Origin of the sequence: Kitasatospora sp. NPDC096077 (assembly GCF_040303245.1) — a bacterium.
In the GTDB taxonomy this organism is placed as follows: domain Bacteria; phylum Actinomycetota; class Actinomycetes; order Streptomycetales; family Streptomycetaceae; genus Kitasatospora.
The window spans coordinates 27,265-51,817 of sequence record NZ_JBEOSV010000012.1 but is presented as its reverse complement, the minus strand read 5'-3'; the positions used below and the strand labels follow the sequence as shown (position 1 = coordinate 51,817).

Annotated in this window: 19 protein-coding genes; 13 read left to right on the top strand and 6 right to left on the bottom strand. The window is 74.9% G+C overall.

What is annotated here, in order from left to right:
* Window positions 1-116 precede the first annotated feature (116 nt).
* The gene (locus tag ABTZ03_RS14345) at window positions 117-1,988 is read left to right on the top strand and encodes an HSP90 family protein (protein WP_350513238.1); all 1,872 of its coding nucleotides are present in this window, start codon (window positions 117-119) and stop codon (window positions 1,986-1,988) included.
* On the top strand, window positions 1,988-4,957 hold the full coding sequence (locus tag ABTZ03_RS14340; RefSeq protein ID WP_350513237.1) for a hypothetical protein: 2,970 nt from the start codon (window positions 1,988-1,990) through the stop codon (window positions 4,955-4,957). The genes ABTZ03_RS14345 and ABTZ03_RS14340 overlap by 1 nt, the downstream gene beginning before the upstream one ends.
* A 75-nt stretch (window positions 4,958-5,032) precedes the next feature.
* Here the strand turns inward: ABTZ03_RS14340 and ABTZ03_RS14335 are convergent, their stop codons facing one another.
* Together ABTZ03_RS14335 and ABTZ03_RS14330 are read right to left on the bottom strand one after the other, a co-directional pair.
* Complete coding sequence (locus tag ABTZ03_RS14335) at window positions 5,033-6,334, bottom strand: carbohydrate-binding protein (protein ID WP_350513236.1); 1,302 nt, start codon at window positions 6,332-6,334, stop codon at window positions 5,033-5,035.
* A 157-nt stretch (window positions 6,335-6,491) separates the two neighbouring features.
* Window positions 6,492-7,454 carry a LysR family transcriptional regulator gene (locus tag ABTZ03_RS14330; protein ID WP_350513235.1) on the bottom strand — a complete coding sequence of 321 codons (963 nt, stop codon included), beginning with the start codon at window positions 7,452-7,454 and terminating at the stop codon, window positions 6,492-6,494.
* Between the two features lie 95 nt (window positions 7,455-7,549).
* On the opposite strand from ABTZ03_RS14330, the gene ABTZ03_RS14325 reads away from it, so the two are divergent.
* The 7 genes from ABTZ03_RS14325 to ABTZ03_RS14295 all read left to right on the top strand — a co-directional run bounded on the left by ABTZ03_RS14325 (window position 7,550) and on the right by ABTZ03_RS14295 (window position 14,805).
* A complete protein-coding gene (locus ABTZ03_RS14325) occupies window positions 7,550-8,530 on the top strand; it encodes a DMT family transporter (protein WP_350513234.1) in 981 nt (326 codons plus the stop codon).
* A gap of 129 nt (window positions 8,531-8,659) precedes the next feature.
* The gene (locus tag ABTZ03_RS14320) at window positions 8,660-9,616 is read left to right on the top strand and encodes a GNAT family N-acetyltransferase (RefSeq protein WP_350513233.1); all 957 of its coding nucleotides are present in this window, start codon (window positions 8,660-8,662) and stop codon (window positions 9,614-9,616) included.
* Window positions 9,609-10,397 (top strand): aminotransferase class IV, encoded by a 789-nt coding sequence (locus ABTZ03_RS14315; RefSeq protein WP_350513232.1) that lies wholly within the window; start codon window positions 9,609-9,611, stop codon window positions 10,395-10,397. The genes ABTZ03_RS14320 and ABTZ03_RS14315 overlap by 8 nt, the downstream gene beginning before the upstream one ends.
* 269 nt (window positions 10,398-10,666) lie before the next feature.
* A complete protein-coding gene (locus ABTZ03_RS14310) occupies window positions 10,667-11,137 on the top strand; it encodes a hypothetical protein (protein ID WP_350513231.1) in 471 nt (156 codons plus the stop codon).
* Entirely contained in the window at window positions 11,134-12,702 is a 1,569-nt protein-coding gene (locus ABTZ03_RS14305) for a multicopper oxidase family protein (RefSeq protein WP_350513230.1), read from the top strand. Before ABTZ03_RS14310 ends, ABTZ03_RS14305 begins: the two co-directional genes overlap by 4 nt.
* A 127-nt stretch (window positions 12,703-12,829) precedes the next feature.
* Window positions 12,830-14,188 carry a DUF2252 domain-containing protein gene (locus ABTZ03_RS14300; RefSeq protein ID WP_350513229.1) on the top strand — a complete coding sequence of 453 codons (1,359 nt, stop codon included), beginning with the start codon at window positions 12,830-12,832 and terminating at the stop codon, window positions 14,186-14,188.
* Window positions 14,189-14,253: 65 nt separating this feature from the next.
* Window positions 14,254-14,805 carry a GNAT family N-acetyltransferase gene (locus tag ABTZ03_RS14295; RefSeq protein WP_350513228.1) on the top strand — a complete coding sequence of 184 codons (552 nt, stop codon included), beginning with the start codon at window positions 14,254-14,256 and terminating at the stop codon, window positions 14,803-14,805.
* An 89-nt stretch (window positions 14,806-14,894) separates the two neighbouring features.
* On the opposite strand, the gene ABTZ03_RS14290 is transcribed toward ABTZ03_RS14295, so the two are convergent.
* Window positions 14,895-15,803 (bottom strand): diacylglycerol kinase, encoded by a 909-nt coding sequence (locus ABTZ03_RS14290; RefSeq protein ID WP_350513227.1) that lies wholly within the window; start codon window positions 15,801-15,803, stop codon window positions 14,895-14,897.
* An 80-nt stretch (window positions 15,804-15,883) separates the two neighbouring features.
* Window positions 15,884-17,506: an FAD-binding oxidoreductase gene (locus tag ABTZ03_RS14285; protein ID WP_350513226.1), complete on the bottom strand. Its 1,623-nt coding sequence runs from the start codon at window positions 17,504-17,506 to the stop codon at window positions 15,884-15,886.
* A 20-nt stretch (window positions 17,507-17,526) separates the two neighbouring features.
* On the opposite strand from ABTZ03_RS14285, the gene ABTZ03_RS14280 reads away from it, so the two are divergent.
* Entirely contained in the window at window positions 17,527-18,132 is a 606-nt protein-coding gene (locus ABTZ03_RS14280) for a TetR/AcrR family transcriptional regulator (protein ID WP_350513225.1), read from the top strand.
* Window positions 18,129-19,685 (top strand): glycerol-3-phosphate dehydrogenase/oxidase, encoded by a 1,557-nt coding sequence (locus ABTZ03_RS14275; protein WP_350513224.1) that lies wholly within the window; start codon window positions 18,129-18,131, stop codon window positions 19,683-19,685. Before ABTZ03_RS14280 ends, ABTZ03_RS14275 begins: the two co-directional genes overlap by 4 nt.
* Window positions 19,686-19,749: 64 nt before the next feature.
* On the opposite strand, the gene ABTZ03_RS14270 is transcribed toward ABTZ03_RS14275, so the two are convergent.
* Window positions 19,750-20,043 carry a hypothetical protein gene (locus ABTZ03_RS14270; protein WP_350513223.1) on the bottom strand — a complete coding sequence of 98 codons (294 nt, stop codon included), beginning with the start codon at window positions 20,041-20,043 and terminating at the stop codon, window positions 19,750-19,752.
* Window positions 20,044-20,288: 245 nt separating this feature from the next.
* On the opposite strand from ABTZ03_RS14270, the gene ABTZ03_RS14265 reads away from it, so the two are divergent.
* The gene (locus ABTZ03_RS14265; protein WP_350513222.1) at window positions 20,289-20,864 is read left to right on the top strand and encodes a TerD family protein; all 576 of its coding nucleotides are present in this window, start codon (window positions 20,289-20,291) and stop codon (window positions 20,862-20,864) included.
* A gap of 33 nt (window positions 20,865-20,897) precedes the next feature.
* Here ABTZ03_RS14265 and ABTZ03_RS14260 read toward each other — a convergent pair whose 3' ends face one another.
* A complete protein-coding gene (locus tag ABTZ03_RS14260; protein ID WP_350513221.1) occupies window positions 20,898-22,160 on the bottom strand; it encodes an FAD-dependent monooxygenase in 1,263 nt (420 codons plus the stop codon).
* A 252-nt stretch (window positions 22,161-22,412) separates the two neighbouring features.
* Here ABTZ03_RS14260 and ABTZ03_RS14255 point away from each other — a divergent pair, with 252 nt between their 5' ends.
* Complete coding sequence (locus ABTZ03_RS14255) at window positions 22,413-24,455, top strand: oxidoreductase (protein ID WP_350513220.1); 2,043 nt, start codon at window positions 22,413-22,415, stop codon at window positions 24,453-24,455.
* Window positions 24,456-24,553: the final 98 nt, after the last annotated feature.

Sequence of the window (24,553 nt, the reverse complement as noted above, 5' to 3'; positions counted from 1 at the left end):
ACCGCGGGCTGACGCCGCCGCGCGTCCCGACGCCTGCTTCCACGCCTGCTTCCACGCCTGGTTCCAGGCCTCCTTCCACACCTACGTCCGCATCTCCGCGACCGAAAGAGCCTCCGGTGTCCCCAACCGACAACCCGACGAGTGCACACACCTTCCAGGTGGACCTGCGGGGCCTGGTGGACCTGCTCTCCCACCACCTCTACTCCAGCCCCCGCGTCTACCTGCGCGAGCTGCTGCAGAACGCGGTGGACGCGATCTCCGCCCGCCGCACCCTCGACCCCGAGGCGCCCGCCGCCATCACCGTCCGCGCCGACGACGAGCTGTCCGTCACCGACACCGGCATCGGCCTGACCGAGAAGGACGTCCACACCTTCCTCGCCACCATCGGCCGCAGCTCCAAGCGCGACGCCGACGGCCGGCTGGACGGCGCCGGACTGGCCGAGGCCCGCGGCGACTTCATCGGCCAGTTCGGCATCGGCCTGCTCGCCTGCTTCGTGGTCGCCGACGACATCACCGTGGTCACCCGCTCCGCCGCCACCCCGGACGCCCCGGTGATCGAATGGCGCGGCAGCTCCGACGGCAGCTACACCATCCGCACCCTGCCCGCCTCGGCCAAGCCCGAGCCCGGCACCACCGTCACCCTCGCCCCGCGCGCCGACGCCGCCGAGTGGACCCGCCCGGCCCGGGTGCTCACCCTCGCCCGGGACTTCGGCAGCCTGCTGCGCCACGACGTCACCGTGATCGACGCCAACGGCACCGAGCACCGGGTCAACCGCACCCCGCCGTGGGCCGGGCGGCACGGCTCCCCGCTGGCCCGGCGCGACGCGCTCGCCGAGTACTGCCGCGCCACCTTCGACTTCACCCCGCTCGACACCATCGAACTGGACCTGCCGCTGGTCGGCCTGCGCGGCGTCGCCTACGTGCTGCCGGACGCCGCCCCGCCCTCGCGCCGCAACGGCCACCGGGTGCACCTCAAGGGCATGCTGCTCTCCGAGCAGGCCGACGAACTGCTGCCGGACTGGGCGTTCTTCGTCCGCTGCGTGGTGGACACCGACGGGCTGCGCCCCACCGCCTCGCGCGAGGGCCTGTACGCCGACGAGACGCTGGCCGCCGTCCGCGACGCGCTCGGCGCCCGGATCCGCGACTGGCTGACCGGCCTGTCCGCCAGCGACCCGGCGCTGCTGCACCGCTTCCTCTCCGTGCACCACCTGGCCGTCAAGGAACTCGCCCGCTACGACGACGAGTTGCTGCGGATGATGCTGCCCTGGCTGCCGTTCGAGACCACCGACGGCAACGTCACCCTGGACGAGTTCGCCCGCAGCCACCCGGTGGTGCTGGTGACCCGCACGGTCGAGGAGTTCCGGCAGGTCGCGCCGATCGCGGGCGCGGCCGGACTCGGCGTGGTCAACGGCGGCTACACCTACGACCGCGACCTGGTGCACCGGCTGCCCGAGATCCGCCCCGGCGTCTCGGTCGCCGACCTCGACCCGGGTACCGTCACCGCGCACCTGGACACCGTCGACCCGGCCGCCGAACTGGCCGCCGGGGCCTTCCTGGCGGTGGCCCGCGAGGTGGTCGGCCGGTTCGACTGCGACGTCGCCCTGCGCAGTTTCCACCCGACCAACGCGCCCGCCCTGCTGCTCGACAACCGGGAGGCCCGGCACGAGCGCACCCGCGCCCAACTCGCCGACGAGGCCGACGGGTTGTGGGCGGACATCCTGGGCTCGCTGCGCGCCGAGGTGCCCCGCGCCCAGCTGGTGCTGAACCACCTCAACCCGCTGGTGCGCCGCGCCGCCACCGTGGTCGATCGCGAGCTGGCCGTCACCGCCGTCGAGGCGCTGTACGGGCAGGCCGTGCTGATGACCCGGCGCCCGCTCAAGGCCAGCGAGTCGGCGCTGCTGAACCGTTCGTTCATCAGCCTGCTCGACCACGCCATGCTCGGCCACGAGGCGGCCGGCCCGGACCGGCCCGGTCGGAAGGAGGCGTGATGCTGGACTCCACCGAAGCGGTGATGGCCGCGCTGCGCGAGAACGACGCCCGCCCGTACGGCCGCACCCGCACCGTCACGGCCGAGGAACTCGTCGACGCCGCCGAGCAGTTCGACGACACCGGAGTGCGCTCGATGGCCCTGCTCGAACTCATGGAGGCCTACGAGTACGACGGCGAGCGCAGCAAGAGCCCGGTGGTCTTCGCCCGGGTGCTCAAGCTCTGGGACCAGGACCCGGACGGCTTCGGCGAGTGGGCCCGGCACCAGGTGTACTGGCGCTTCAAGTGGGTGGCCACCGCGCTGCTGGACACCCCGGACGTCCCGCTCACCGCCGTCCGGCGCTGGCACACCGAACTGCGCGACCGCTACCGCCGGGCCGGCTTCGACCTCCAGCCGTACTACGCCCAGCGCTACCACCTGGCCGCGCAGACCGGCGTGGACGTCCAGGACGCCTACGAGCTGTGGACGGCCCGCCCGCGCACCGAGCTGAGCGACTGCCACGCCTGCGAGACCCGCGTCCGGGCCGAGCACTTCCTCACCGCCGGGGACGACGCCCGCGCGCTGGAGGTCCTCGCCCCGGTGCTGGACGGCCGCAGCGGCTGCGAGCAGGAGCCGCACCTCAGCCAGGCCACCGCCCTGCTGCCGCTGCTGCGCCGCGGCCGGCTCGACGAGGCCCGCTCCGCGCACCTGACCGGCTACCGCTACGCCCGCGGCAAGGCCGCGATGCTCGGCGCGGTCGGCCGGCACCTGGAGTTCTGCGCGCTGTCCGGCAACGAGCCGCGCGGCCTGGAGCTGCTGGCCGAGAACCGCGACCTGTTCGCGGTGACCGGCGAGCCCGCCGCCCGGCTGGAGTTCCTGACCGGCGCCGAGGTGCTGGTCGCCGCGCTGGCCGGGGCGGGCCACGGCGGACTCCCGGTCAGCGGCCCGGCCGGCACCGCCTGGACGGTGGACACCCTGCTCGCCCATCTGCGCACCGAGGCCGACGCGCTGGCCGCCCGCTTCGACGCCCGCAACGGCACCGACGCGGTGAGCGCCGCCCGGCGGGCCCGGCTGGCCGTCGGTCCGCTGCTGGCCGAGCCGTTGGCGCTGGGCGTGCGGGCCGTGGCCGCGCCGGAGCTCGCCGCGGCGGCCCCGGCCGTTGCCCCGGCGTCGCGCCGGGTGGTCGAGCCGGAGCCGGAGGACTTCACCGCCCTGGTGCTGCGCGCCCGCGAGCTGGAGATCCTCGGCCACCCGGACGCCGACCGGCTGTGGAAGCGGGTCGTCGACCGGGTCGGCGCCGAGGGCTTCGTCTTCCCGGAGGACGCCGAACTCGGCGGCCCCGAGCGGCTGAGCGCCGAACTGGCCGAGCAGCGCGCCCACGACGCGCTGCAGCGCGAGGAGCACGCCGAGGGCGCCGCGGGCCTGCTGGAGGCCGCCGAGCTGTACGAGCGGGCCGGGCTGCCCGGCCCGGCGCTGATGGCCCGGACCCGCACGCTGATCGTCGAACTCGGCGACGTCGAGGGCGCGGTGGCCGACTGGACGGCGCTGGACGCCGCGCTGGAGCGGGCCCGGGAGCTGCGCGCCGAGGGCCGGATGCTCGACGACGACTACCTGATCATCCTGCAGTCGCGCGCCTACGCCGCCCACCACGACCTGGTCGAGGCGCTGCCCGAGCCCCCCGCCGGGACCGTCGAGCGCTTCGAGGCGGCCGTCGGGGCCTACCGGGGGGCCGCCGTCGAGCTCGGCTCCGCCCGCCGGGCCGCGACCTCCCGCCAGTACACCGCCGACGTCGCCGCCCGGCAGGGCCGACTGGCCGAGGCGGCGGCCGAACTGCACGAGGTGCGGGCCCAGTTGGAGGTGGCCGAACTGCCGTGGCACACCCCGCGGGTGCTCGGTCTGCTCGGTCAGGTGCTGCTGCAGCAGGGCGAGCCCGGCCAGGCCGCCGAGGTGTTCCACCGGGCGCTGGCCGAGGCCGTGCGCTGGGGCGACGACGCCTACCCGTACGCGCCGACGTACATGATGCTCGGCCACGCGAGCATGCAGGTGGAGGACTACGGCGGGGCGGTGCGGGCGCTCTCGGAGGCCGCCGCGCGCTACGACCGGCAGGGTGCGGAGGCCGTCGAGGAGGCGGCCCAGGTGCGGCTGCAGCTGGCCGACGTGCTGCGCGGCACGGGCCGGGCGGCCGACGCGGTGGCCGTGCTGGAGTCGGTGCTGGACGCCTCGGCCGGTTCGGGCGGTTCGACCGGGTCTGGCGAGCCGGGTGAGTCGGGCGGGGGCCTGGACGTCCGGATGGTCGCCCAGGCCCGGCTGGACCTCGCCCGGGGCCTGAGCGAGCTGGAGGAGTACCGGGACGCGGCCGAGGAGTACCTGCGGCTGGCCGACCTGGTCGCCGACTGGGAGGACCAGCAGACCCACACCATGGTCGCCTGCGAGGCCACCCTGGCGCTCGCCCGGGCCGGCCGCCGGGACGCCGCCGAGGCCGCCCTCGGCCGGGCCCGGGAGGCCCACGGCAAGGCCCCGCAGATCGATCAACTGGCGGCCACCCTGCGGGAGTTGGCCCAGCTCACGATGCGCGCCGAGGGGGCCGAGGGGCTGGACGCGTCGCTCGCCCTGCTGGCCGAGGCGGACGCCGTCGGCGAGGCCGCCGACCGGGCCGGCCAGGAGTACGACGGCTGGTACCTGCGCGGCGGCTCGCACTACGAGCGGGCCCGCTGCCTGGCCATCGCCGACCGGCACGAGCAGGCGCTGACCGAGGCCGAGCGGGCGATCGCGGAGTACGGGCGGCGCGCCGAGCAGGCCGGGTCGGCGCGGGCCGGGTCGCTGCGGGCGGAGGCCGTCCGGCTGGCCGCGCTGATCGAGGGCGGCGACCTGGGCCGGCCCCGGGCGGCGGTGCAGCGGCTGACCGCCGGGATCGCCCACTGCGAGGCGGCCGGGCTGGGCGAGGCCGCGGAGGTGCTGGCGGAGCTGCGGGAGCGGTTCACCGCCGCCTGACGGCGCCTGACGGCGCGGGGCGGGCGCTGCGGGTTTCCCGCAGGCGCCCGCCCCGCGTTCAGCCGGTGGTCGGGATCAGCACGGGCCGTCGTCGGCCCAGACGCCCCACTGGCCGCTGGCGCTCGGCACCTCGTTCAGGGTCCACCACTTGGCGTGGTAGTCGTGCCCGTTGTACGAGACCTTGCTGCCCGCGGTGTAGGTGGTGCTCGCGCTCCAGGCCGGGACGGTGCAGGTGCCCGGGCCGGTCGGCGGCGTGGTGGGAGGCGTGGTGGGCGGGGTGGTCGGGGGCGTGGTGGGCGGGGTCGCCCCGGCGAACTTCACGGTGTACTTGGTGAAGTCCCAGTCGCTCTGCGCCACGCTGGAGCAGGAGCCGGACAGCCCCGGGTCGACGTTGCCCGCGCACTGGCGGTCCCGGTTCACCGACCAGTAGGTGTAGCGGGCCAGGCCGTGCGCGGTGGCGAAGTCCAGCACGGTCTGGAAGTCGGCCTGGTGGAAGTACTCGGCGGCGTCGGTGCGGCCGTTCATCATCGACACGCCCTCGTGGGCGTACGCGGTGGCCTCGTTCCAGCCGAAGGTGGTCTGCAGGATCTGGTTGAACTTCACCAGCGCGTCGGTCTGCGCGGCGGCGCCGTTGAAGCCGCCGTCGAACGGCATGATCGAGAAGTTGTTCGGCGTGAAGCCCTGGGACTTGGCCTCGTTGAGCATCTGGGTGCCGAACCAGCCGGTGCCCGCGTTGGTCCCGGCGGTGGTGATGGAGACGTACAGGCCGGGGTTGTTCTGCTGGAGGATGCGCGCCGCGCCGATCTCGTTGTGGATCGCGGCGGTGTTCTCGTACTCCGGCTCCTCCAGGTCGAAGTCGATCGCCTTGAGGCCGTACTTGGTGACCACCTGCTGGTAGCCCGCGGCGGTCGCCTCCGGCGTGCCGCAGACCTGGCCCAGCTTCGTCCCGCCGTAGCCGCCGACCGACACCGAGACGTCCCCGCCCTTGCCGCGGATGGTCTGGATGACGCCGGGCATGGTGGTGTCGGAGTCGATCGAGGAGGTGCCGCCCCAGGCGGGCGAACAGCTGTTGCCCTGGGCGAGGATGAAGGCCAGTTGGAAGGCCTTCTGCCCGGTCGCGTCCATCACGGCGGCGGCGTCCGGCGGGCTGTTGTCCTCGGGCATCAGGTACGGCGCGGAGGCGTACCAGTTGCTGCCCAGGCCGGGGCCGGCGTCGGTGGTGGCGGCCGAGGCGGCGCCGGTGCCGGTCAGCGCGGCGACACCGCCGGCGACCAGGCCGAGCACGCCGGCGACGGCGAGGGCGGCCCGGTGCGGGCGGCGTCCGCGCGGGGAGGTGGGGTGCGGGGAGGCGGGGTGTGGGGGAAGAGCGCGCTCCATCGGAGGCCTTTCCAGGGGACGGCGGTGGGGGTGACGGGCCTGGTCGCGCCGGGTGTGGGGGTGGCGGGACGGCCGAACGGACCACCGGCGGCGGGTGGTTGCCGAAGGTCATCACTGGTATAGACCTGTTGGGGAAGGGTGGTCAACCCCGAAATGGTCAAGCAGTCGTGGCCGAGGTGGCGGTGGCCGTCGTGGCCGTCGTGGCCGTCGTGGCCGTCGTGGCCGAGGCGGCGGCCGGGGTGGCGAACGGTCCGCCGACCGCCGGGGAGGCCAACAGCCCGCTGACCGCGGGGGACCAGGGGCGCGAGACCGGCCCGGTGAGGGTCAGGGTGCGGTGCATGGCCGGCCGGATCGGCACCAGCACGCAGTCGGGCGGCAGCATGGTCAGTGCCAGCGCGGGCATCACCGAGACCCCGACGCCCGCGTGCACCATGCCGATCAGCGTGTTGAGGTCGCGGATCCGGTGCCGGGGCGTGAAACGGGTGCCGGCCCGGCGGTAGGCCTCGCGGATGTGGCGCTCGCAGCCGCCCTCGGAGAGCAGGAAGTCGTCGTCCGCCAACTCGCCCACGTGCACGGTCTCCTGGTCGGCGAGCGGGTGGTCGCGGCGCAGCAGCGCGTGCATCGAGTCGGCGCCCAGCGCGACCGCCCCCGGCGGCAGCGGGCCGGCGTCGACCAGGACCGCGGCGTCCACCGTGCCGGCCTCCAGCCAGACCGGCAGCTCGGCGTCCTCGCCCTCGAAGACCCGCACGGTGACCTGCGGGAACGCCGCCTTCCAGGCCCGCAGCAGCCCGGGCAGCAGCGCCTGACAGACGGTGGTCGGCGCCGCCAGCCGCACGGTGCCGGTCGGGCCGCCGCAGTGCCGGGTGGCGATCGTCCGGACGGCGGCCGCGGCGGCGACGGCGGTGCGGGCGTGCGGCAGGACCTGCTCGCCGAGCGCGGTGGGGCGGCACGGGGCGCCACGGCGCAGCACCGGCGCGCCGAGCGAGCGTTCCAGCGCGGCGACGGCGTGCGAGACGGCGGACTGGCTGATGCCCAGTTCGTCGGCGGCCGCACCGAAGCCGCCGGTGTCGGCGACCGCGACCAGCGCCCTGAACTGGGCCAGATTGACCTCAGCGGCCATGAGACTTCCTCATCCTTGCGGCACCGTCACTTGTTGGACTCATGGTCCGCCGCCGGGCCACCCTCTGTCCAGGACGTCGTGCTGTCCAGGACGTCGTGGCGGAGCGGACGGAGAGGGAGGTGGTCGGGGTGCGGCGCTGGTGGCCGGGCTTCGTGGCACTGTCGGCGATCTGGGGCGCCAGCTTCGCCCTGATCAAGGTGGCGGTGGACGCCGGGGTGCCCCCGGTGTGGGTGGCGCTGTGGCGCAGCCTGCTGGGGGCCGGCACGCTGTGGGTGGTCCTGCTGCTGCGCGGCGAGCGGGCCCCGCGCGGCCGGGCGCTGTGGGGGCACTCGGCGGTGGTCGCCGTCCTGCTCAACACCGTGCCGTTCACCCTGTTCTCGTTCGGGGAGACCAGGGTCAGCTCGGTGCTCGCCGGGGTGATGAACGCGACCACCCCGCTGTTCACCCTGCTGTTCGCGGTGCTCACCGTCGCCGAGGAGCGCCGCCCGGGCGCCCGTCGGCTCTGCGGTCTCGGGCTGGGCTTCGTCGGGGTGCTCACCGTGCTCGGGGTCTGGCACGGTCTCGGCTCGGGGGAGACCGTCGGCGCCCTGGCCTGCCTCGCCGCCGCCTGCTGCTACGGCGCGGGCTTCGCCTACCTGCGCCGGTTCCTGTCCGGCCGACCGGAGTCGGTGACCACCCTCTCCGCCGTCCAGATCACCTGCGCCGCCGCAGAGTTGTCCCTGGTCGCGCCCTTCGCCGCCGGCGCCCCGCACTGGCCGGGCGGTTCGGCCGCGGCGGCCCTGCTGGTGCTCGGCGCGGTCGGCACCGGCCTGGCGTACCTGCTCAACCTCGGCCTGGTGCGCGCGGCCGGCACCGCCGTCGCCTCCGCCGTCACCTACGTCATGCCGCTCTGGTCCACCGCCCTCGGCGCCGCCCTGCTCGCCGAGCCGGTCGGCTGGAACGCCCTGGCCGGCGGCGTCCTGGTGATCGCCGCGGTCGTCCTCACCCGCCCGTCCAGGGCCCCGTCCGCCGGTCCGGTGACGGCCCCGGCGGCGGTCCCGGTTGCGGCCCCGGCGGCCCCCGGGGGTCGACCGTGACCCCGGTGACCGGCCCGCAGCCCGGCGCGCACGATCGTGAGCGGTCCGGGGCGCCGCCGCCCGCCCGGGCTGACGTTCGGTGCCCGACGGATTACGGGTCGTGCCCGGAGGGCCGCTAGGGTGGCCCCCGTGGTGAGGTCGTGGGATGCGGCGGTCGAGCGGGCACAGGACCGGCTGGTGGCGGGGGTGCGCCTGCGGGCGGCCGTCGAGGGGGAGGAACGGCGGTTCGCCCGCTGGGACTTGGCGTCCCTGGTGGAGGGCGGACTGGGCGAGCGGGTGGACCCGGACGCGCTGGCGCCGCAGGCCGAACGGGGCTGGCGGGAGCGGCTGGGGGAGGGCGGCCGGGACTGGCCCGGCGGCGAGCTCTACCGGCGGCGCTACTGGATCCGGGACGACGCCGGCGAGGTCGCCGGGACGGTCGCGGTGGACAACTGGACCAAGGGCCCGAGCCAGCTCGCCGTCTCCTCCCTGTACGTGCGGCCCGACGCGCGCGGCCGCGGACTGGCCGCCGCCGCGCTGGACGAGGTGTACGCGGCGGCGACCGCCGAGGGACTGCCGGGCTTCCGGCTGGAGGCGCACTGGACCTGGCAGTCGGCCGTCCGCTACTACCTGCGCCGCGGGCTGTGGGTGGTGGGCTGGAAGCGGTCGCTGTCCTTCGCCCGGATGCCCCAGCTCCCGCTCCACCGGGTGCGCGAGGAGGACGGGCGGCTGCTCCTGCTGGTCGCCGACCGGCAGCGCGGCTGGGTGCCGATACTGGCCGCCGGGCAGGAGGGCCGCTGGCTGCGGCTGGACGAGACGGCGGACTACCGGGGCTGCGACGGCTGGGTGCACGAGTACGCCCGCTCGACGCTGGCGCTGTACCTGGCACTGGCGGGTCGTCCGCTGGTCCGCGGGCCGCAGTGGTGGGCGGAGGCCTGGCGCTGGGCGGACGCGGGCGAGCCGGAGGGGCTGGCGGTCCGGATCGAGGAGTTCGAGCGTAGCGCCCGGGAGACCGGCCGCGCCGCGGCCGGTCCGTACCGCCCGGTGGAGCTGCCGCAACCGGCCCCGCTGGTGTCCCCGCAGCTGGCAGACTCGGGGGATGGCTGAGATCGAGATCGACGGTGTGCCCGCCGACCCGGCGCGGCTCGCCGCCCTGGGGCTGCTCAACTACGGACACTTCACCACCCTGCGGGTCGAGGCGGGCGCCGCCCGCGGTCTGACACTGCACCTGGACCGGCTGGTCCGGGACTGCCGGACGCTGTTCGGCACCGAACTCGACCGGGCGGCGGTCCGGGAGCGGATCCGTGCCGTGCTGCCCGCCGACGGCGCGCCGGTGACCGTCCGGGTCACCTGCTACGACCCCGCGCTCGGACTGGAGCGCCCGGCCGCCCCGGCCGCCCCCGCCCTGCTGGTGACCACCCGTCCGGCCGCGGCCGCCGTGCCGCCCCCGCTGCGGGCGCGGACGGCGGCGTACCGGCGCGAGCTGCCCGGGGTGAAGCACGTCGGCCTGTTCGGCCTGGTCCACCACCGTCGGGCCGCCCAACTCGCCGGGTACGACGACGTGTTGATCACCGACGACGGCGGCCTGGTGACCGAGGGCGCGACCTGGAACGTCGGCTTCCTGGTCGGCGACAAGCTGGTCCGGCCGGAGGGTCCCAGCCTGCCCGGCGTCACCGAGGCGCTACTGACCGGCGCGTACGACGGTCCGCAGTCCCGCGAGCCGGTCCGCGCCGCCGAGCTGGCCCGCTTCGACGCGGCCTTCGCGCTCAACGCGGGCATCGGCCTGCGGCCGCTCGCCGCCGTCGACGGCACCGCCTTCGACCCGGACCACCCGCTGCTCGCCGAGCTGCGCGCCGCGTACCTGGGGGTCGCCGCCGAGCCGGTGTAGCGGGCCGGCGGCGGAGCGGGCGGTCGGCGGGCTGTCGGAGCGGGTGCCGGAGGGTGCCGGCGGGTGTCGGCGTCGGGGCCGTCGGCGGGGGCCGGGGCTGGAGGATCGCTGGAGCCGATCGCCCGGACGGGTGACAAACCCCGTGGTAACCGGCGCAATGGGAGACCGGAGCGGCCCGAAACCCACGCGCACGGCCGATCATGACGATCCATCAGCGACGTTCGCGTCCGCCCCGCCCGACCCGCCGAAAGCAGAGAGAGTAGCCCTCCATGAGCAGCCCCCCCGCCGCCGCGCCCCGCTGGCCGCTGATCCTCCTGCGCGTCACCGCCACCACCCTGGCCCTGCTGGCCGTGCTCCAGGCCATGCTCGCCGGCAGCTTCCTCAACGGCACCTACGACTCCCTCAAGGACCACGAGGGCAACGCGATGACGATGGCCACCGTGGTCGTCGCCCAACTGGTGGCGGCCCTCCTCGTGCGCCGGCCCGGACGCGGCCCGCTCTGGCCGCTGTGGACCACCGCGCTGCTCACCGTCGCGGTGATCGGCCAGATCGGCGCCGGCTACGCGCGGGCGATCGGGGTGCACGTGACCCTCGGGGTGCTGCTGGTCAGCGGCATCCTGTTCGCCCTGGTCGGCGCCTGGCGACTGCCGCTGCCCGCCCAGCAGGCCCGGGCCGACGGCGGGCCGGACGGCAGTGGCCGGCTGCCCCGCCCCGTCGGGCCGGTGGAGGTGAACCGGTGAACCGACGCCGGTTCCTCGGCCTCGGCGCGTCCGTGCTCGGCGCGGGCGCGCTGGCCTCGGTCGCCGTCCCCTCGGCGGCGTACCTGCTCCGCGAGGGCCGCCCCGGGCGGCCGCTCTACAGCGACCTCGACCTGCCCGAGGCCTTCCAGGTCCCGCTGCCGGTGCCGGCCGTGCTCAAACCGGTGCGCACCGACGGCACCAACGACTACTACGAGATCACCCAGCAGACCGCGAAACTGGAGATCCTGCCCGGGGTGCGGACCGAGGCCTGGACGTACGGGGGGACCTTCCCCGGACCGACCGTGGTCACCCGCTCCGGCCGGGCCGCGGTGATCAAGCACCGCAACCAGCTGCCGGTGCCCTCCGTGGTCCACCTGCACGGTGGGCACACCCCGGCCGACAGCGACGGCTACCCGATCGACCTGCTGCTACCGGTGGGCTCCACCGCCCCGGCCGCCTCCTCGATGGAGGGCATGCCGGGGATGGCGCAGATGGTCGGCCACAACCTGGTCGGCGAGCGCACCCACACCTATCCGGGCAAGCAGCGCGCCGCCACCCTCTGGTACCACGACCACCGGATGGGCTACACCGGACCCGGCGTCTGGCGCGGCCTGGCCGGGTTCCACCTGGTCCAGGACGACGAGGAGGGCGCCCTGCCGCTGCCGCGCGGCGAACGCGACCTGCCGCTGATGCTCGCCGACCGCTCCTTCGCCGACGACGGCTCCTTCAAGTACCCGTCCGCCGACTCCTCGCTCGCCCTGCCCGGCGTCGCCTCCGGCTACATGAACGGCGTCCTCGGCGACGTCATCCTGGTCAACGGCGCGCCCTGGCCGCGGTTGGACGTCGACCGCGCCCACTACCGGCTGCGCCTGCTCAACGCCTCCAACGCCCGGCTCTACCGGCTCGAACTGGACCCGCAGCCCTCCGGCGGCGACGCGCTGGTGCAGATCGGATCGGACGGCGGCCTGCTCGCCGCCCCGGTCACCCACGACGCGATCGAGATCGCGCCCGCCGAGCGCTTCGACGTGGTGGTCGACTTCTCCCGCTACCGGCCCGGCACCCAGGTCCGCCTGCTGAATCGGTTCGGCAGCGGGCGCACCGCCGAGGTGATGCGCTTCGACGTCTCCTCCCGGGCGGTGAGCGACGACGCCAAGGTGCCCGCCAAGCTGTCCGCCGTCGAGGAACTGGACGCCTCCGCCGCCGTCGCCACCCGCGACTTCACCTTCCGGCGCAGCCGCGGCGACGGCTGGACCATCAACGGCGACCCGTACGAGCCCGGGCGCATCCTCGCCACCCCGGCCCTCGGCAAGGTCGAGCTGTGGCGCTTCTCCACCGACGTGCACCACCCCGTGCACCTCCACCTCGACCCCTTCCAGGTGATCGGGCGCAACGGCGGCGACCCGGGGCCGTGGGACGAGGGCTGGAAGGACACCGTCGACCTGCGCCCGGCCGAGGCCGTCGAGGTGCTGGTGCGCTTCACCGACTACGCGGGGACGTACATGATGCACTGCCACAACCTGGAGCACGAGGACATGGCGATGATGGCCGACTTCACGGTCGGCTGAGTCCCCGGGCTCATCCGATCGGCCGAGTGCCGGGGAACGCGGTGGTGCGTACCCCGGCACTCGTGTCCTACCGTCGTGCGGAGGTGTGCCCACACCCGCGACACCCTCGACGGACGGAGCCACCGCCATGACCACCCCCGCCGAACGCCGCCGCACCGGGCGGGCCGCCCGGGAACGGATCTCCCGCTCCGAGCACGGCCGCTGGATCCCGTCCGCCGACCGGCCCGACCCGCTCGCCGTCCTGGCGGGCCAGGACGCGGACCGGGTCGCCCGACTGCTGCCGATCCGCTACGGCCGGATGGCCGACAGTCCGTTCACCTACCTGCGCGGCGCCGCCGCCGTGATGGCCGCCGACCTCGCCGCCGTCCCCGACACCGGGCTGACCGTCCAACTGTGCGGCGACGCCCACCTGTTGAACTTCGGGGTGTACGCCTCACCGGAACGCGCACTGCTCTTCGACGTCAACGACTTCGACGAGACCCACCCCGGACCGTTCGAATGGGACCTCAAACGGCTCGCCGCCAGCATCGCGGTCGCCGCCCGCGGCAACGGCCAGGACGACGACGGCGCCCGGCGCGCCGCCCGCACCGCCGCCCTGGGCTACGCCGCCGCGATGCGCCGACTGGCCGGACTCGGCGAACTCGCCGTCTGGTACAGCCGGGTGGACGCCGCCGACCTGCCGGAGCGGATCCGCAAGGCCCGGCGGCGCAAGGCCGTCGCCGCCGACCTCGACCACGCCCGGCGCCGCACCAGCCTCCAGGCCTTCGGCAAGCTCGCCGAGGAACGGGACGGACGGTGCCGGATCATCAGCGCGCCGCCGCTCATCGAAGAGCTGAAACGGACCGAACTGCGCGCCATCGGCAAGGTGTTCAGCGATTACCGGGCCGGCCTCGCCGAGGACCGTCGGGTGCTGCTGGACCGCTACCGCTTCGTCGACGCGGCGATGAAGGTGGTCGGCGTCGGCAGCGTCGGGACCCGCTGCTACATCGTCCTGCTGGAGGGCCGGGACCACCGCGACCCGCTGTTCCTGCAGCTCAAGGAGGCCGGCCGGTCGGTGCTGGAGGACCACCTGCCGCCCACCCGGCTGGACGCCGAGGTCGCCGTCCACCACGGCGGGCGCCGGGTGGTCACCGGGCAGCACCTGCTGCAGGCCGCCAGCGACATCTTCCTCGGCTGGACCACCGACCCCGCCGGGCGGCACTACTACGGCCGCCAACTGCGCGACATGAAGGGCTCGGCGGAGGTCGACACCATGACCGCCGGCGGCCTGCGGGCCTACGCCGAGCTGTGCGGACGCACCCTGGCCCGCGCCCACGCCCGCACCGGCGACCGGCTCGCCATCACCGGCTACCTGGGCACGGCCGACACCTTCGCCGAGGCCGTCGCCGACTTCGCCCTGCGCTACGCGGACCGCTCGGCGGCCGACCACCGGCAACTCGTCGAGGCGATCGACGCGGGGCGGATCACCGCGACCCGGGGGATCTGACCGCCCGGCGGGCGCCCCCGGAACCGGCTTGCCCGGGGTGGCTGCGGTGCCGTTGGGTGGGGGACATGAACGAACTGCGCACCGACCGCCTGCTGATCCGCCGCTGGCGGGAGTCCGACCTCGCACCGTGGGCCGCGATGAACGCCGACCCGGAGATCCGCGAGCACCTCGGCGGCCTCCTCACCCGGGAGCAGACCGACGCCTCGGTGGCGCGCTACGAGGCGGCGATCGAGCGGCGCGGGTACGGCTGGCTGGCCGTCGAGGTGCGGGGGAGCGGGGAGTTCATCGGCTTCGTGGGCCTGGACGACGTCGACGACGAGGCCCCGGTCGGCGGGGTCGAGATCGGCTGGCGGCTGGCCCGCTCCGCCTGGGGCCACGGCTACGCGACCGAGGCCGCCCGGGCCGTCCTCGCCCACGGCTTCGGCCCGCTCGCCCTCCCCGAGGTCCTCGCCCTCACCACCGCGGGCAACCTGCGCTCCCAGGCCGTGATGCGCCGCCTCGGGATGACCCACGACCCGGCCGAGGACTTCGACGACCCCACCACCCCGGCCGGCCCGCTGCGACACACCGTGGTCTTCCGCCTGCGCCGCGCGGAGTTCGTCGGCCAGGGCCTGTGACCCAGGTCGGAGCGCACCTGTGACGGCGGCCGAGGAGGCCTGAGGCCCCTCCCGGCGGGCCGCCGCCGGTCGGGAGGGGCCTCAGGGACTCAGGGGACCAGCAGGTGAAGGGCCTCGCGGCGGACGGTTATCTCGACCGGGAGGTCGGTGATGAACTCGCCGTCGGCGTAGGCGGTGATGCCCGGCGACTCGATCCGGAGGGACTCGGTGCGCAGGGTGGTGACCTCCGGGTGGCTGACGTGGGTGCCCTTGAAGAGGGTGGGGAAGAAGCGGGCGATCCTCAGCCGGGGCATGGCGTCGACCAGGGTGAGGTCGAGCAGGCCGTCGTCCGGGAGGGCGGCGGGGCAGATCAGCATGCCGCCGCCGTAGCTGCGGGAGTTGCCGACCGCGGCGAGGGTGAGTTCGCGTTCGATGACGGTGCCGTCGGCGAGGGTGATCCGGAACGGCAGCGGCCGCAGGTTGGCGAACTCGGCGAGGATGGCCAGGTTGTAGCGCATCCGGCCGCGCGGCCAGCGCAGCCGGTTGGCCCGGTCGCTGACCAGTGAGTCGAAGCCGGTGGCGAGGACCGAGCCGTACCAGCGGACGCTGCCGTCCGGTCCGGTGATCCGGCCGAGGTCGATGCTCCGGGTGCGGCCGGCGGCGATCACGTCGGCGGCGGCCTCGGGGGCGCCGATCGGCAGTCCGTACTCGCGGGCGTGGTCGTTGCCGGTGCCCGCCGGTACGACGCCGAGCGGGACGGCGGTGTCGGCCAGGGCCTGGAGGGCGAGGTTGATCATGCCGTCGCCGCCGACCACGACCACCGCGTCGGCCCCGCCGGCCGCCGCCTCGCGGGCGAGCCGGACGGCGTCCTCGGCGGAGCGCCCGGCCTGCGGGTCGACCTCGATCCCGAGGCCGCGCAGCCGGGCGACGGCCCGGCGGGCGGCGGGTTCGGCGTGGCCGATGCCCGCCGCCGGATTGCTGAGAACGACGACCCTGTGGACGGTTCTCGGGCCGGTCATGGGCCCAACTCCCCTCTCGGTCAACTCTCGGTCAACGGAGTCGGCGGGTCGGCCGCAGAAGGACCGACCCGCCGGGCCGGTTACGGGATCAGCTTGCCGGGGTTGAGGATGCCCGCCGGGTCGAGTTCGGCCTTGACGGCGCGCAGGATGCGCACGCCGAGGTCGCCGATCTCCTCGGTCATCCACGGCCGGTGGTCGGCGCCGACCGCGTGGTGGTGGGTGATGGTGCCGCCCGCGCCGATGATGGCGTCGCCGGCGGCCCGCTTGGCGGCGCCCCAGCGGGTGAGCGGGTCCTCGCCGAGCGCGGCGACGACCGTGAAGTAGAGCGAGGCGCCGGTCGGGTAGACGTGCGAGATGTGGCAGAGCACGAGCGCGCCGGGCAGCGCGGTGGTGAGCGCCTCGGTGACGGCGAACCGCAGGGCCGGCAGCTGTTCCCAACTGGCCGCCGTCTCCAGGGTTTCGCACAGCGCGCCCGCACCGATCAGGGAGTCGCGCAGGTAGGGGGCGTTGAAGCGGCCGTGCTCCCAGGCCAGGGCGGGCGCCTCGCCGAGGGAGGTGCCGCCGGCCGCGAGCAGTGCCTCGCGGGTGAGGGCGTGCCGGGCGGCGGCCTGCTCGGCGCCGCCCTCGAAGACGGTGACGGCCAGGCAGCCGCTGACCGCGGGGGTGCCGCCGATCTGCTCGGTCATGGCGAGGTTGACCATGGTCTCGGCCTCGTCGGAGAGCCGGATCACGGTGGGGCCGGTGCCCTGCTGCTCGACGGCGCGCAGCGCGGCCGTGCCGGTGGCGAAGTCGGGGAAGCTCCACGCCTCGTGGGTCTTGACGGCGGGCAGCGGGTGGACGCGCAGCCGGACGGCGGTGATCACGCCGAGGGTGCCCTCGGAGCCGAGGAACAGCTGGCGCAGGTCGGGTCCGGCGGCGGAGGCGGGGCTGCGGCCGAGGTCGAGCGTGCCGGCCGGGGTGACCACGCGCAGCCCGCGGACCATCTCGTCGAAGCGCCCGTAGCCGGCCGAGTCCTGGCCGGAGGAGCGGGTGGCGGCGAAGCCGCCGATGGTGGCGTAGCGGAAGCTCTGCGGGTAGTGGCCGAGTTCCCAGCCGCGTTCGGCGAGCAGCGCCTCCGCGGCGGGGCCGGTGAGTCCGGCGCCGAGCACGGCCTCGCCGGAGGTCTCGTCCAGGGAGTGCAGCCGGTCGAGGCGGCGCAGGTCGAGCGAGACCACGGCCCGGAGCGGCCCGCACTCGGGGTCGAGGCCGCCGACGACGCTGGTGCCGCCGCCGAACGGCACGACGGCGATGCCGCGTTCGGCGCACACGGCGAGGACGGCGGCGATCTGCGCCTCGTCGCCGGGTACGACGACGGCGTCCGGCGCGTCCTGGGGCTCGCGGCTGCGGCGGCGCAGCAGGTCGGGGGTGGACTTGCCGCCGGCCCGGGGCAGCCGGTCGGCGTCGGCGGCGCTGACGTGCGCCGCGCCGACGGCGGCGGCCAGCGCGGTGAGGTCCTCGGAGGTGATCCGGGACGGGCGCAGCGCGACCTCGGCGGCCTCCGGTCCGGGGGCGGCGTCGCCGGTGACGCCGAGGGCGGCGGCGAGCAGTCCCTTGATGTCGGCGGACAGCTCCTTGGCGAGGGCCGGGTCTCCCCAGGCGTTCCACTTCATCGGGGGGAGCGGCAGCGCGGCGCCGGCCGCTCCCGCTTGCGTCTCAGGTGCCATGCGTTACAGTTTCACACATCATGTCAAGTAGTAACGCCGAGCCCCGGCCGCCCCGCAGCGGAGCCACCCGCAGCACCGACGACGCGATCCTGGACGCCGCCGCCGACCTGGTCGTGCATCTCGGCGTGCGCCGCACCCAGCTGGCCGAGATCGCCCGCCGGGCCGGGGTCAGCCGCCCGACCGTCTACCGGCGCTGGCCGGACGTCCAGGCGGTGATCGGCGCGCTGCTCACCCGCGAGATCCTGGCCACCCTGGAGGGCACCTCGCTGGAGGTGCCCGGTCGGGAGGCCTTCGTGGACCGAGTGGTCGAGGTCGCCGTGCAGCTGCGCGACCACCCGGTGCTCGGCGCCCTGCTCCACTCCGACGACTCCGACCTGATGCTCCAGTACGTGGTCGAGCGGCTCGGCGCCAGCCAGCGCGGTCTGCTGGAAGCGCTGCGCACCGGCATCGAACGGGGCCAGGCCGACGGCTCGGTCCGGGCCGGCGAGCCGACCGAACTGGCCGCCATGGTCCTGCTGATCGCCCAGTCCACCGTCCAGTCGCACCGCATGGTCGCCTCCCTGCTGCCCGAGGCGGCCTGGCGGCGCGAACTGGCCAGAGCACTGAACGGATACCTCGCCCCATGACCTCCGTGGCCAGCCCGTACGCGGGAACCGCCCGGCTCGACGCCGTCCGCCGGATGCGGGAGCTGGAAGCGCTCGCCGCCGATCCGCGGATCGACCTGCTGGTGATCGGCGGCGGCGTGACCGGCGCCGGGGTGGCGCTGGACGCCGCCGCGCGCGGTCTGCGGACCGTGCTGGTCGAGGCCCGCGACCTCGCCTTCGGTACGAGCCGCTGGAGCTCCAAGCTGGTGCACGGCGGCCTGCGCTACCTCGCCTCCGGGCGGGTCAAGGTGGCCCGGGAGAGCGCCGTCGAACGCGGCGTACTGATGACCCGCACCGCCCCGCACCTGGTCCGCGCCCTGCCCCAACTGGTGCCGCTGCTCCCCGACCTGCTGCGCCCGGGCCAGGCCGCGCTGATCCGGACCGGCTTCCACGCCGGGGACGCGCTGCGGCTGAGCGCCGGCACGCCGGGCCGGCTGCTGCCCCGGGTGCGCCGGATCGACGCGGCCCGGACGAAGCAGCTGGTGCCGGGCGTCCGGACGGCCGGTCTGCGCGGTGCGCTGGTCGCGCACGACGGCCAACTCGTCGACGACGCACGGCTGGTGGTCGCCCTGGCGCGCACCGCCGCGCAGTACGGCGCGAGCGTGCTGACCCGGGTGCGGGCCGAGGAGGTCACCGGGACGTCCGCCCGGCTGGTCGACGCGCTGAGCGGGCAGACGCTGACCGTCACCGCGGGCGCGGTGGTCAACGCCACCGGCGTCTGGGCGGGCGAGGTCGACACCTCGATCACGCTGCGGCCCAGCCGCGGCACCCACCTGCTGGTGGACGCCGCCACCCTCGGCCACCCGGCCGCCGCGCTCACCGTGCCGGTGCCCGGCTCCACCAGCCGCTTCGTCTTCGCGCTGCCCCAGCAGCTCGGCCGGGTGGCGATCGGGCTGACCGACGAGGACGCCCCGGGCCCGATCCCGGACGAGCCGCAGCCCACCGAGGCCGAGCTGACCTTCCTCCTGGACACCGTCAACGCCGCCCTCGCCACCGGGCTGACCAGGGCGGACGTGCGCGGCGCCTACGCCGGGCTGCGCCCGCTGATCGACACCGGGGGCGGGAACACCGCCGACATCTCGCGCGAGCACGCGGTGCTGGAGTCCCCGTCCGGGGTGATCACCGTGGTCGGCGGCAAGCTCACCACCTACCGGCGGATGGCCGAGGACGCGGTGGACACCGCCGTCCGGCTGCGCGGCCTGCCTGCCCGCACCTGCTGGACGGCCCGGCTGCCGCTGGTCGGCGCCCCCGGACACCGGGACAGCCGCCCGCTGCCCGTCCAGGGGGTGCCCGTCTCGCTGATCGCCCGGCACGGCGGTCTGACCCACGAGGTGCTGGCGGCCGGGGAGTCGGCGCCGCTGGCGGAGGGACTGGACGTGACCCGCGCCGAGGTCGCGTACGCGATCACCCACGAGGGCGCGCTGGACGTCGCCGACGTGCTGGACCGGCGGACCAGGATCGGGCTGGTCGCGGAGGACGCGGAGCGGGCCCGGGCGGCGGTGGAGGAGATCCTCGGCGGGATCGCCGCTGAGTAGCGGACGGTCCTCGGGGAGGTCGCCGCGGAGTAGCGGACGGTCCTCGGCGGGATCGCCGCCGGTCTCAGCGCGCGGTGCGCTCCGGCATCGGGTGTTCGACGCCCGCGAGTTCCAGCACGCAGGCCAGCGGGTGCTCCGCCCGGCCGGTCCGGTCCAGCCGGACGGACAGCGGCTGCGGCGGCTCCTCGGCGAGTTGCCCGGAGAGCGTCAGTGGGTAGCCGCCGTGGCCGTGGACGCGGTGGAAGGCGCACTCCTTGCCGTCCACCAGCAGCTCGGTCTCGGTGATCAGCCCGGAGCGGACGTTGACGGTGACCGAGTGCCCGCCCTGGTCGAGGTGGAAGCTGTACCGCTGGCGCATGGGATGCCTCCCGCGAGGACCTCGGAACGGGTGCGGCCGGGGATCATCGCCAGTCTAGGGCGGTCCTGTTCGTCCGGCGCTCCGGCCGCTACGGTGCTCGGTGTGCGGAGGGACCACGCGGGGGCTGATCGGTTCCCGCCCGGACCCCTGAGAAATCCCCGGGGCGGGGCCCGCCCGCAGACGGATTCTCGTGATCTCTACAGTGTTGTAGATTCGTCCGCAGGGAGAGATCCGAGGAGGGCATTGTGGGAGTTTCGCTGGCCAAGGGCGGCAACGTCTCGCTGAGCAAGGAGGCGCCCGGTCTGAGCGCCGTGATCGTGGGCCTCGGCTGGGACGTGCGCACCACCACCGGGGCCGACTACGACCTGGACGCCAGTGCGCTGCTGTGCAACGCGCTCGGCAAGGTGGTCTCGGACCAGCACTTCGTCTTCTTCAACAACCTTCGCAGCCCCGAGGGTTCGGTCGAGCACAGCGGCGACAACCTGACCGGTGGCGGCGACGGCGACGACGAGCAGATCAAGGTCGACCTGTCCCGGGTGCCGGTGGACGTCGCCAAGGTGGTCTTCCCGGTGTCGATCTACGACGCCGACGCCCGGCTGCAGAACTTCGGGCAGGTCCGCAACGCCTTCATCCGGATCCTCAACCAGGCCAACGGGCAGGAGATCGCCCGCTACGACCTGACCGAGGACGCCTCGACCGAGACCGCGATGGTCTTCGGCGAGCTGTACCGCAACGGTGCCGAGTGGAAGTTCCGTGCGATAGGCCAGGGTTACGCCTCCGGCCTGCGCGGCATCGCCACCGACTACGGCGTCAACGTCTGATCCTCCCGCGGGATCCCGCCCGGGCGGGTCGGCTCAGCCGGCCCGCCCGAGCGCGTGCCCGCCGAAGCCGGATCCGCCCAACGCGCCGCCGCCGTTGAGCTGTTGCTGCCACCAGGTGGCCATGGCCGACTCGTCCATGGTCGACCAGTCCGGTGCCGCGGTCACCTGCGCCTGCCCCAGGGTTCGGCCCAGCTCCACCAACTCCCGTCCGGCCGCCGTCCGTTCGCGGTCGTAGTCGGCCAGCAGCGACGCCCAGGAGCCGCCCGCCGCCCGTCGCCCGGCGTGTTCCAGGGCGTGGGCGTCCTGGAGGGCCTTCACCGCGCCGGCGGTGTTGTGCGGGCGGACGATGCTGGCCGCGTCCCCGCCGATGAGCAGCCGCCCGGTGGTGCGGTACGGGGTCGCCAGGTCGTAGATCGGCTGCAGCAGGGTCCGTTCGGGCGGCGTCAGCGCGATCACGCCGGCCCAGTACGGCGGCAGCCACCGCTGTGCGAACTCCCGCATCCCGTCGAGCTGTTCGCCGCTGAGGGCGCCCGCGCCGAAGGCCGTCGGGCCGTCCGGCCGGTACCAGTCCGGGGTGGGCGCGTAGAAGACCCAGTTCACCAGGGTGCTGCCCGGTGCGAGTCCGGGGATGCGGTACAGCACGACCTGGCCGCCGGGGTAGCAGACGGTCGCGCACTCGTCCTCCGGCCAGGCGCCCGCCCCGCCGGGCAGCCCGTCCAGCAGCGCGGAGTCGTAGCTGCCGCGCCAGGCGACGTACCCGGCGTACTCGGGCACCGCCTCCGGGCAGACCGCCGCGCGGACCACCGACCGGTAGCCGTCCGCGCCGATCACCAGGTCGTACTCGCCCCGGGTGCCGTCGGCCAGCTCGGCCCAGGCGCCGTCCCGGTCGCCGCCGACCGCCGTCACCGTGCTGCCCAGCCGGTACTCCACCGTCTCCGGCGTCCGCTCGCGCAGGGCCTGCCAGAGCACCGCCCAGTGGTGCGAGTGGAACGGGAAGGGCTGGGTCCACAGGGCCCGCCCGCGGCCGTTCGGGCCGTCGCCCTCGCCGGCCCGTCCCCGGGTGACCCAGCGGCGCACGGTGAGCCGGTGCCGGCGGGTGTCCGGCGCCAGGTGGCCGGCCTCGACCAGTTCGGCGAAGCGGTCGTTCTGGGTGCAGATCCCCAGGCCGCGGTCCTCCAGTCGGCCCGGGGTGCGCTCCAGCACCACGACCCGCTCCGCGCCGAGCCGGGCGGCCGCCCCGGCGAAGGCACTCCCGGCGATGCTGCCGCCGACCACGGCCACCGAGCCACCCCGCACGATCGTCCCCTCTCGCTCTGCTCTCGTTCGTCCCGTCGGGCGTTCGCGATCTCGGGATACGACGATCTGCTCTCGTTCGTCCCGTCGGGCGTTCGCGATCTCGGGACACGACGATACGCGGCGGAGCGGGGCGTGCGAGGGCTTCTCCACCGGTGCTATGCAACTAGTTGCATAGCGGGTCGACCGTCGCCTACCCTGCGGTAACAATTCCGCCGGAACACCCCGCACGGGCCGCCCCCTCAGGAGACGTCGATGAGCTCGACCCCCGGCAGCAGCCGCTACCCGCACCTGCTCAGCCCGCTCGACCTCGGCTTCACCACCCTGCCCAACCGGGTGATCATGGGCTCGATGCACGTCGGCCTGGAGGAGGCCCCCGACGGCTACCGGCGGATGGCGGCCTTCTACGCGGAGCGCGCCCGCGGCGGCGTCGGCCTGATCGTCACCGGCGGCATCGCCCCCAACGAGGCCGGGCGCCCCTGGGAGGGCGGCGCGATGCTGACCACCGAGGAGGAGGCCGACAAGCACCGGGAGATCACCTCGGCCGTGCACGCCGCCGGCGGCCGGATCGCCCTGCAGATCCTGCACTTCGGCCGCTACGCCTACCACCGCGACCTGGTCGCCCCCAGCGCCCTGCAGGCCCCGATCAGCCCCTTCGTGCCCAATGAACTCACCGCCGAACAGGTCGAGCAGACCGTCGGGGACTTCGTCCGCTGCGCCGAACTCGCCCGCCGGGCCGGCTACGACGGCGTCGAGATCATGGGGTCCGAGGGCTACCTGATCAACGAGTTCATCGTCGCCGCCACCAACCACCGCACGGACGAGTGGGGCGGCACGTACGAGAACCGGATGCGCCTCCCGGTGGAGATCGTCCGCCGGGTCCGCGAGCGGGTCGGCGAGGACTTCATCATCGTCTACCGGCTCTCCATGCTCGACCTGGTCCCCGGCGGCTCCACCCTGGACGAGGTGGTCCTGCTCGCCCAGGCCGTCGAGGCCGCCGGGGCGACGATCATCAACACCGGCATCGGCTGGCACGAGGCCCGGATCCCCACCATCGCCACCTCGGTGCCGCGCGGCGCCTTCGCCTGGGTCACCAAGCGGGTGATGGGCAAGGTCGGCATCCCGCTGGTCACCACCAACCGGATCAACACCCCCGAGATCGCCGAGCGGCTGCTCGCCGACGGCAGCGCCGACCTGGTCTCGATGGCCCGCCCGCTGCTCGCCGACGCCGACTTCGTCGCCAAGGCGGGCGCCGACCGCGCCGACTCCATCAACACCTGCATCGGCTGCAACCAGGCCTGCCTGGACCACACCTTCAACCTGCAGATCACCTCCTGCCTGGTCAACCCGCGCGCCTGCCACGAGACCGAACTCGTGCTCGCCCCCACGAAGCTGCGCAAGTCCGTCGGCGTGGTCGGGGCCGGACCGGCCGGCCTCGCGTTCGCCGTCTCCGCCGCCGAACGCGGCCACGCCGTCACCCTGTACGACGCGGCCGACACCGTCGGCGGACAGCTGAACCTCGCCCGACTCGTCCCCGGCAAGGAGGAGTTCGACGAGACGCTGCGCTACTACCGCACCCGGCTGGCCGAGTTGGACGTCACCCTGCGCCTCGGCGCCCTCGCCACCGCCGAGCAGCTCGCCGACGCCGGGCACGACGAACTCGTCCTCGCCACCGGCGTCACCCCCCGAACTCCCGTGGACATCCCGGGAATTGACCACCCCAGTGTGGTCGGCTACCTGGACGTGCTGCGCGACGGCGCACCGGTCGGCCGGCGGGTCGCCGTCCTCGGCGCGGGCGGGATCGGCTTCGACGTGGCCGAGTTCCTCACCGACCAGGGCGACCGGGCCAGCCTCGAACCCCCGGTGTTCCAGGCGAAGTGGGGCATCGACCCGGAGTACCGCGAGCGCGGCGGCCTGCGCGCCCCCGAGCGGCCCACGCCCCCGCGCAGCGTCCACCTGCTGCAGCGCAAGACCACCAAGGTCGGCGCCGGCCTCGGCAAGACCACCGGCTGGATCCACCGCACCGAACTCAAGCACCGCGGCGTGGTGATGGTCGCCGGCGCCACCTACGACCTGATCGACGACGCCGGACTGCACTACACCGTCGACGGCGAACGCCGACTCCTGCCGGTGGACACCGTGGTGCTCTGCACCGGCCAGGAGCCGCGCCGCGAGCTCGCCGAGGCGCTGCGCGGGCGCGGCCTGACCGTGCACGTGATCGGCGGTGCCGACGTGGCCGCCGAACTGGACGCCAAGCGCGCGATCAAGCAGGGCACCGAGCTGGCCGCCGCCCTCTGACGTCGGGTGGTCGGGGGGCCACCCGGCACACCGGGGCGCGGGGGGGGGGGGCGCGGGCCCCCCCGCCGGCCGCGGCGGGCGGGGGGCCCGCCGCGCCC

Excerpts from the sequence above, each read along its gene's own strand:
- ABTZ03_RS14340 (WP_350513237.1), top strand. The coding sequence starts at position 1,988 with ATGCTGGACTCCACCGAAGCGGTGATGGCCGCGCTGCGCGAGAACGAC.
- ABTZ03_RS14335 (WP_350513236.1), bottom strand. The coding sequence starts at position 6,334 with ATGGAGCGCGCTCTTCCCCCACACCCCGCCTCCCCGCACCCCACCTCC.
- ABTZ03_RS14330 (WP_350513235.1), bottom strand. The coding sequence starts at position 7,454 with ATGGCCGCTGAGGTCAATCTGGCCCAGTTCAGGGCGCTGGTCGCGGTC.
- ABTZ03_RS14315 (WP_350513232.1), top strand. The coding sequence starts at position 9,609 with ATGGCTGAGATCGAGATCGACGGTGTGCCCGCCGACCCGGCGCGGCTC.
- ABTZ03_RS14310 (WP_350513231.1), top strand. The coding sequence starts at position 10,667 with ATGAGCAGCCCCCCCGCCGCCGCGCCCCGCTGGCCGCTGATCCTCCTG.
- ABTZ03_RS14300 (WP_350513229.1), top strand. The coding sequence starts at position 12,830 with ATGACCACCCCCGCCGAACGCCGCCGCACCGGGCGGGCCGCCCGGGAA.
- ABTZ03_RS14295 (WP_350513228.1), top strand. The coding sequence starts at position 14,254 with ATGAACGAACTGCGCACCGACCGCCTGCTGATCCGCCGCTGGCGGGAG.
- ABTZ03_RS14290 (WP_350513227.1), bottom strand. The coding sequence starts at position 15,803 with ATGACCGGCCCGAGAACCGTCCACAGGGTCGTCGTTCTCAGCAATCCG.
- ABTZ03_RS14285 (WP_350513226.1), bottom strand. The coding sequence starts at position 17,506 with ATGGCACCTGAGACGCAAGCGGGAGCGGCCGGCGCCGCGCTGCCGCTC.
- ABTZ03_RS14280 (WP_350513225.1), top strand. The coding sequence starts at position 17,527 with ATGTCAAGTAGTAACGCCGAGCCCCGGCCGCCCCGCAGCGGAGCCACC.
- ABTZ03_RS14275 (WP_350513224.1), top strand. The coding sequence starts at position 18,129 with ATGACCTCCGTGGCCAGCCCGTACGCGGGAACCGCCCGGCTCGACGCC.
- ABTZ03_RS14270 (WP_350513223.1), bottom strand. The coding sequence starts at position 20,043 with ATGCGCCAGCGGTACAGCTTCCACCTCGACCAGGGCGGGCACTCGGTC.
- ABTZ03_RS14255 (WP_350513220.1), top strand. The coding sequence starts at position 22,413 with ATGAGCTCGACCCCCGGCAGCAGCCGCTACCCGCACCTGCTCAGCCCG.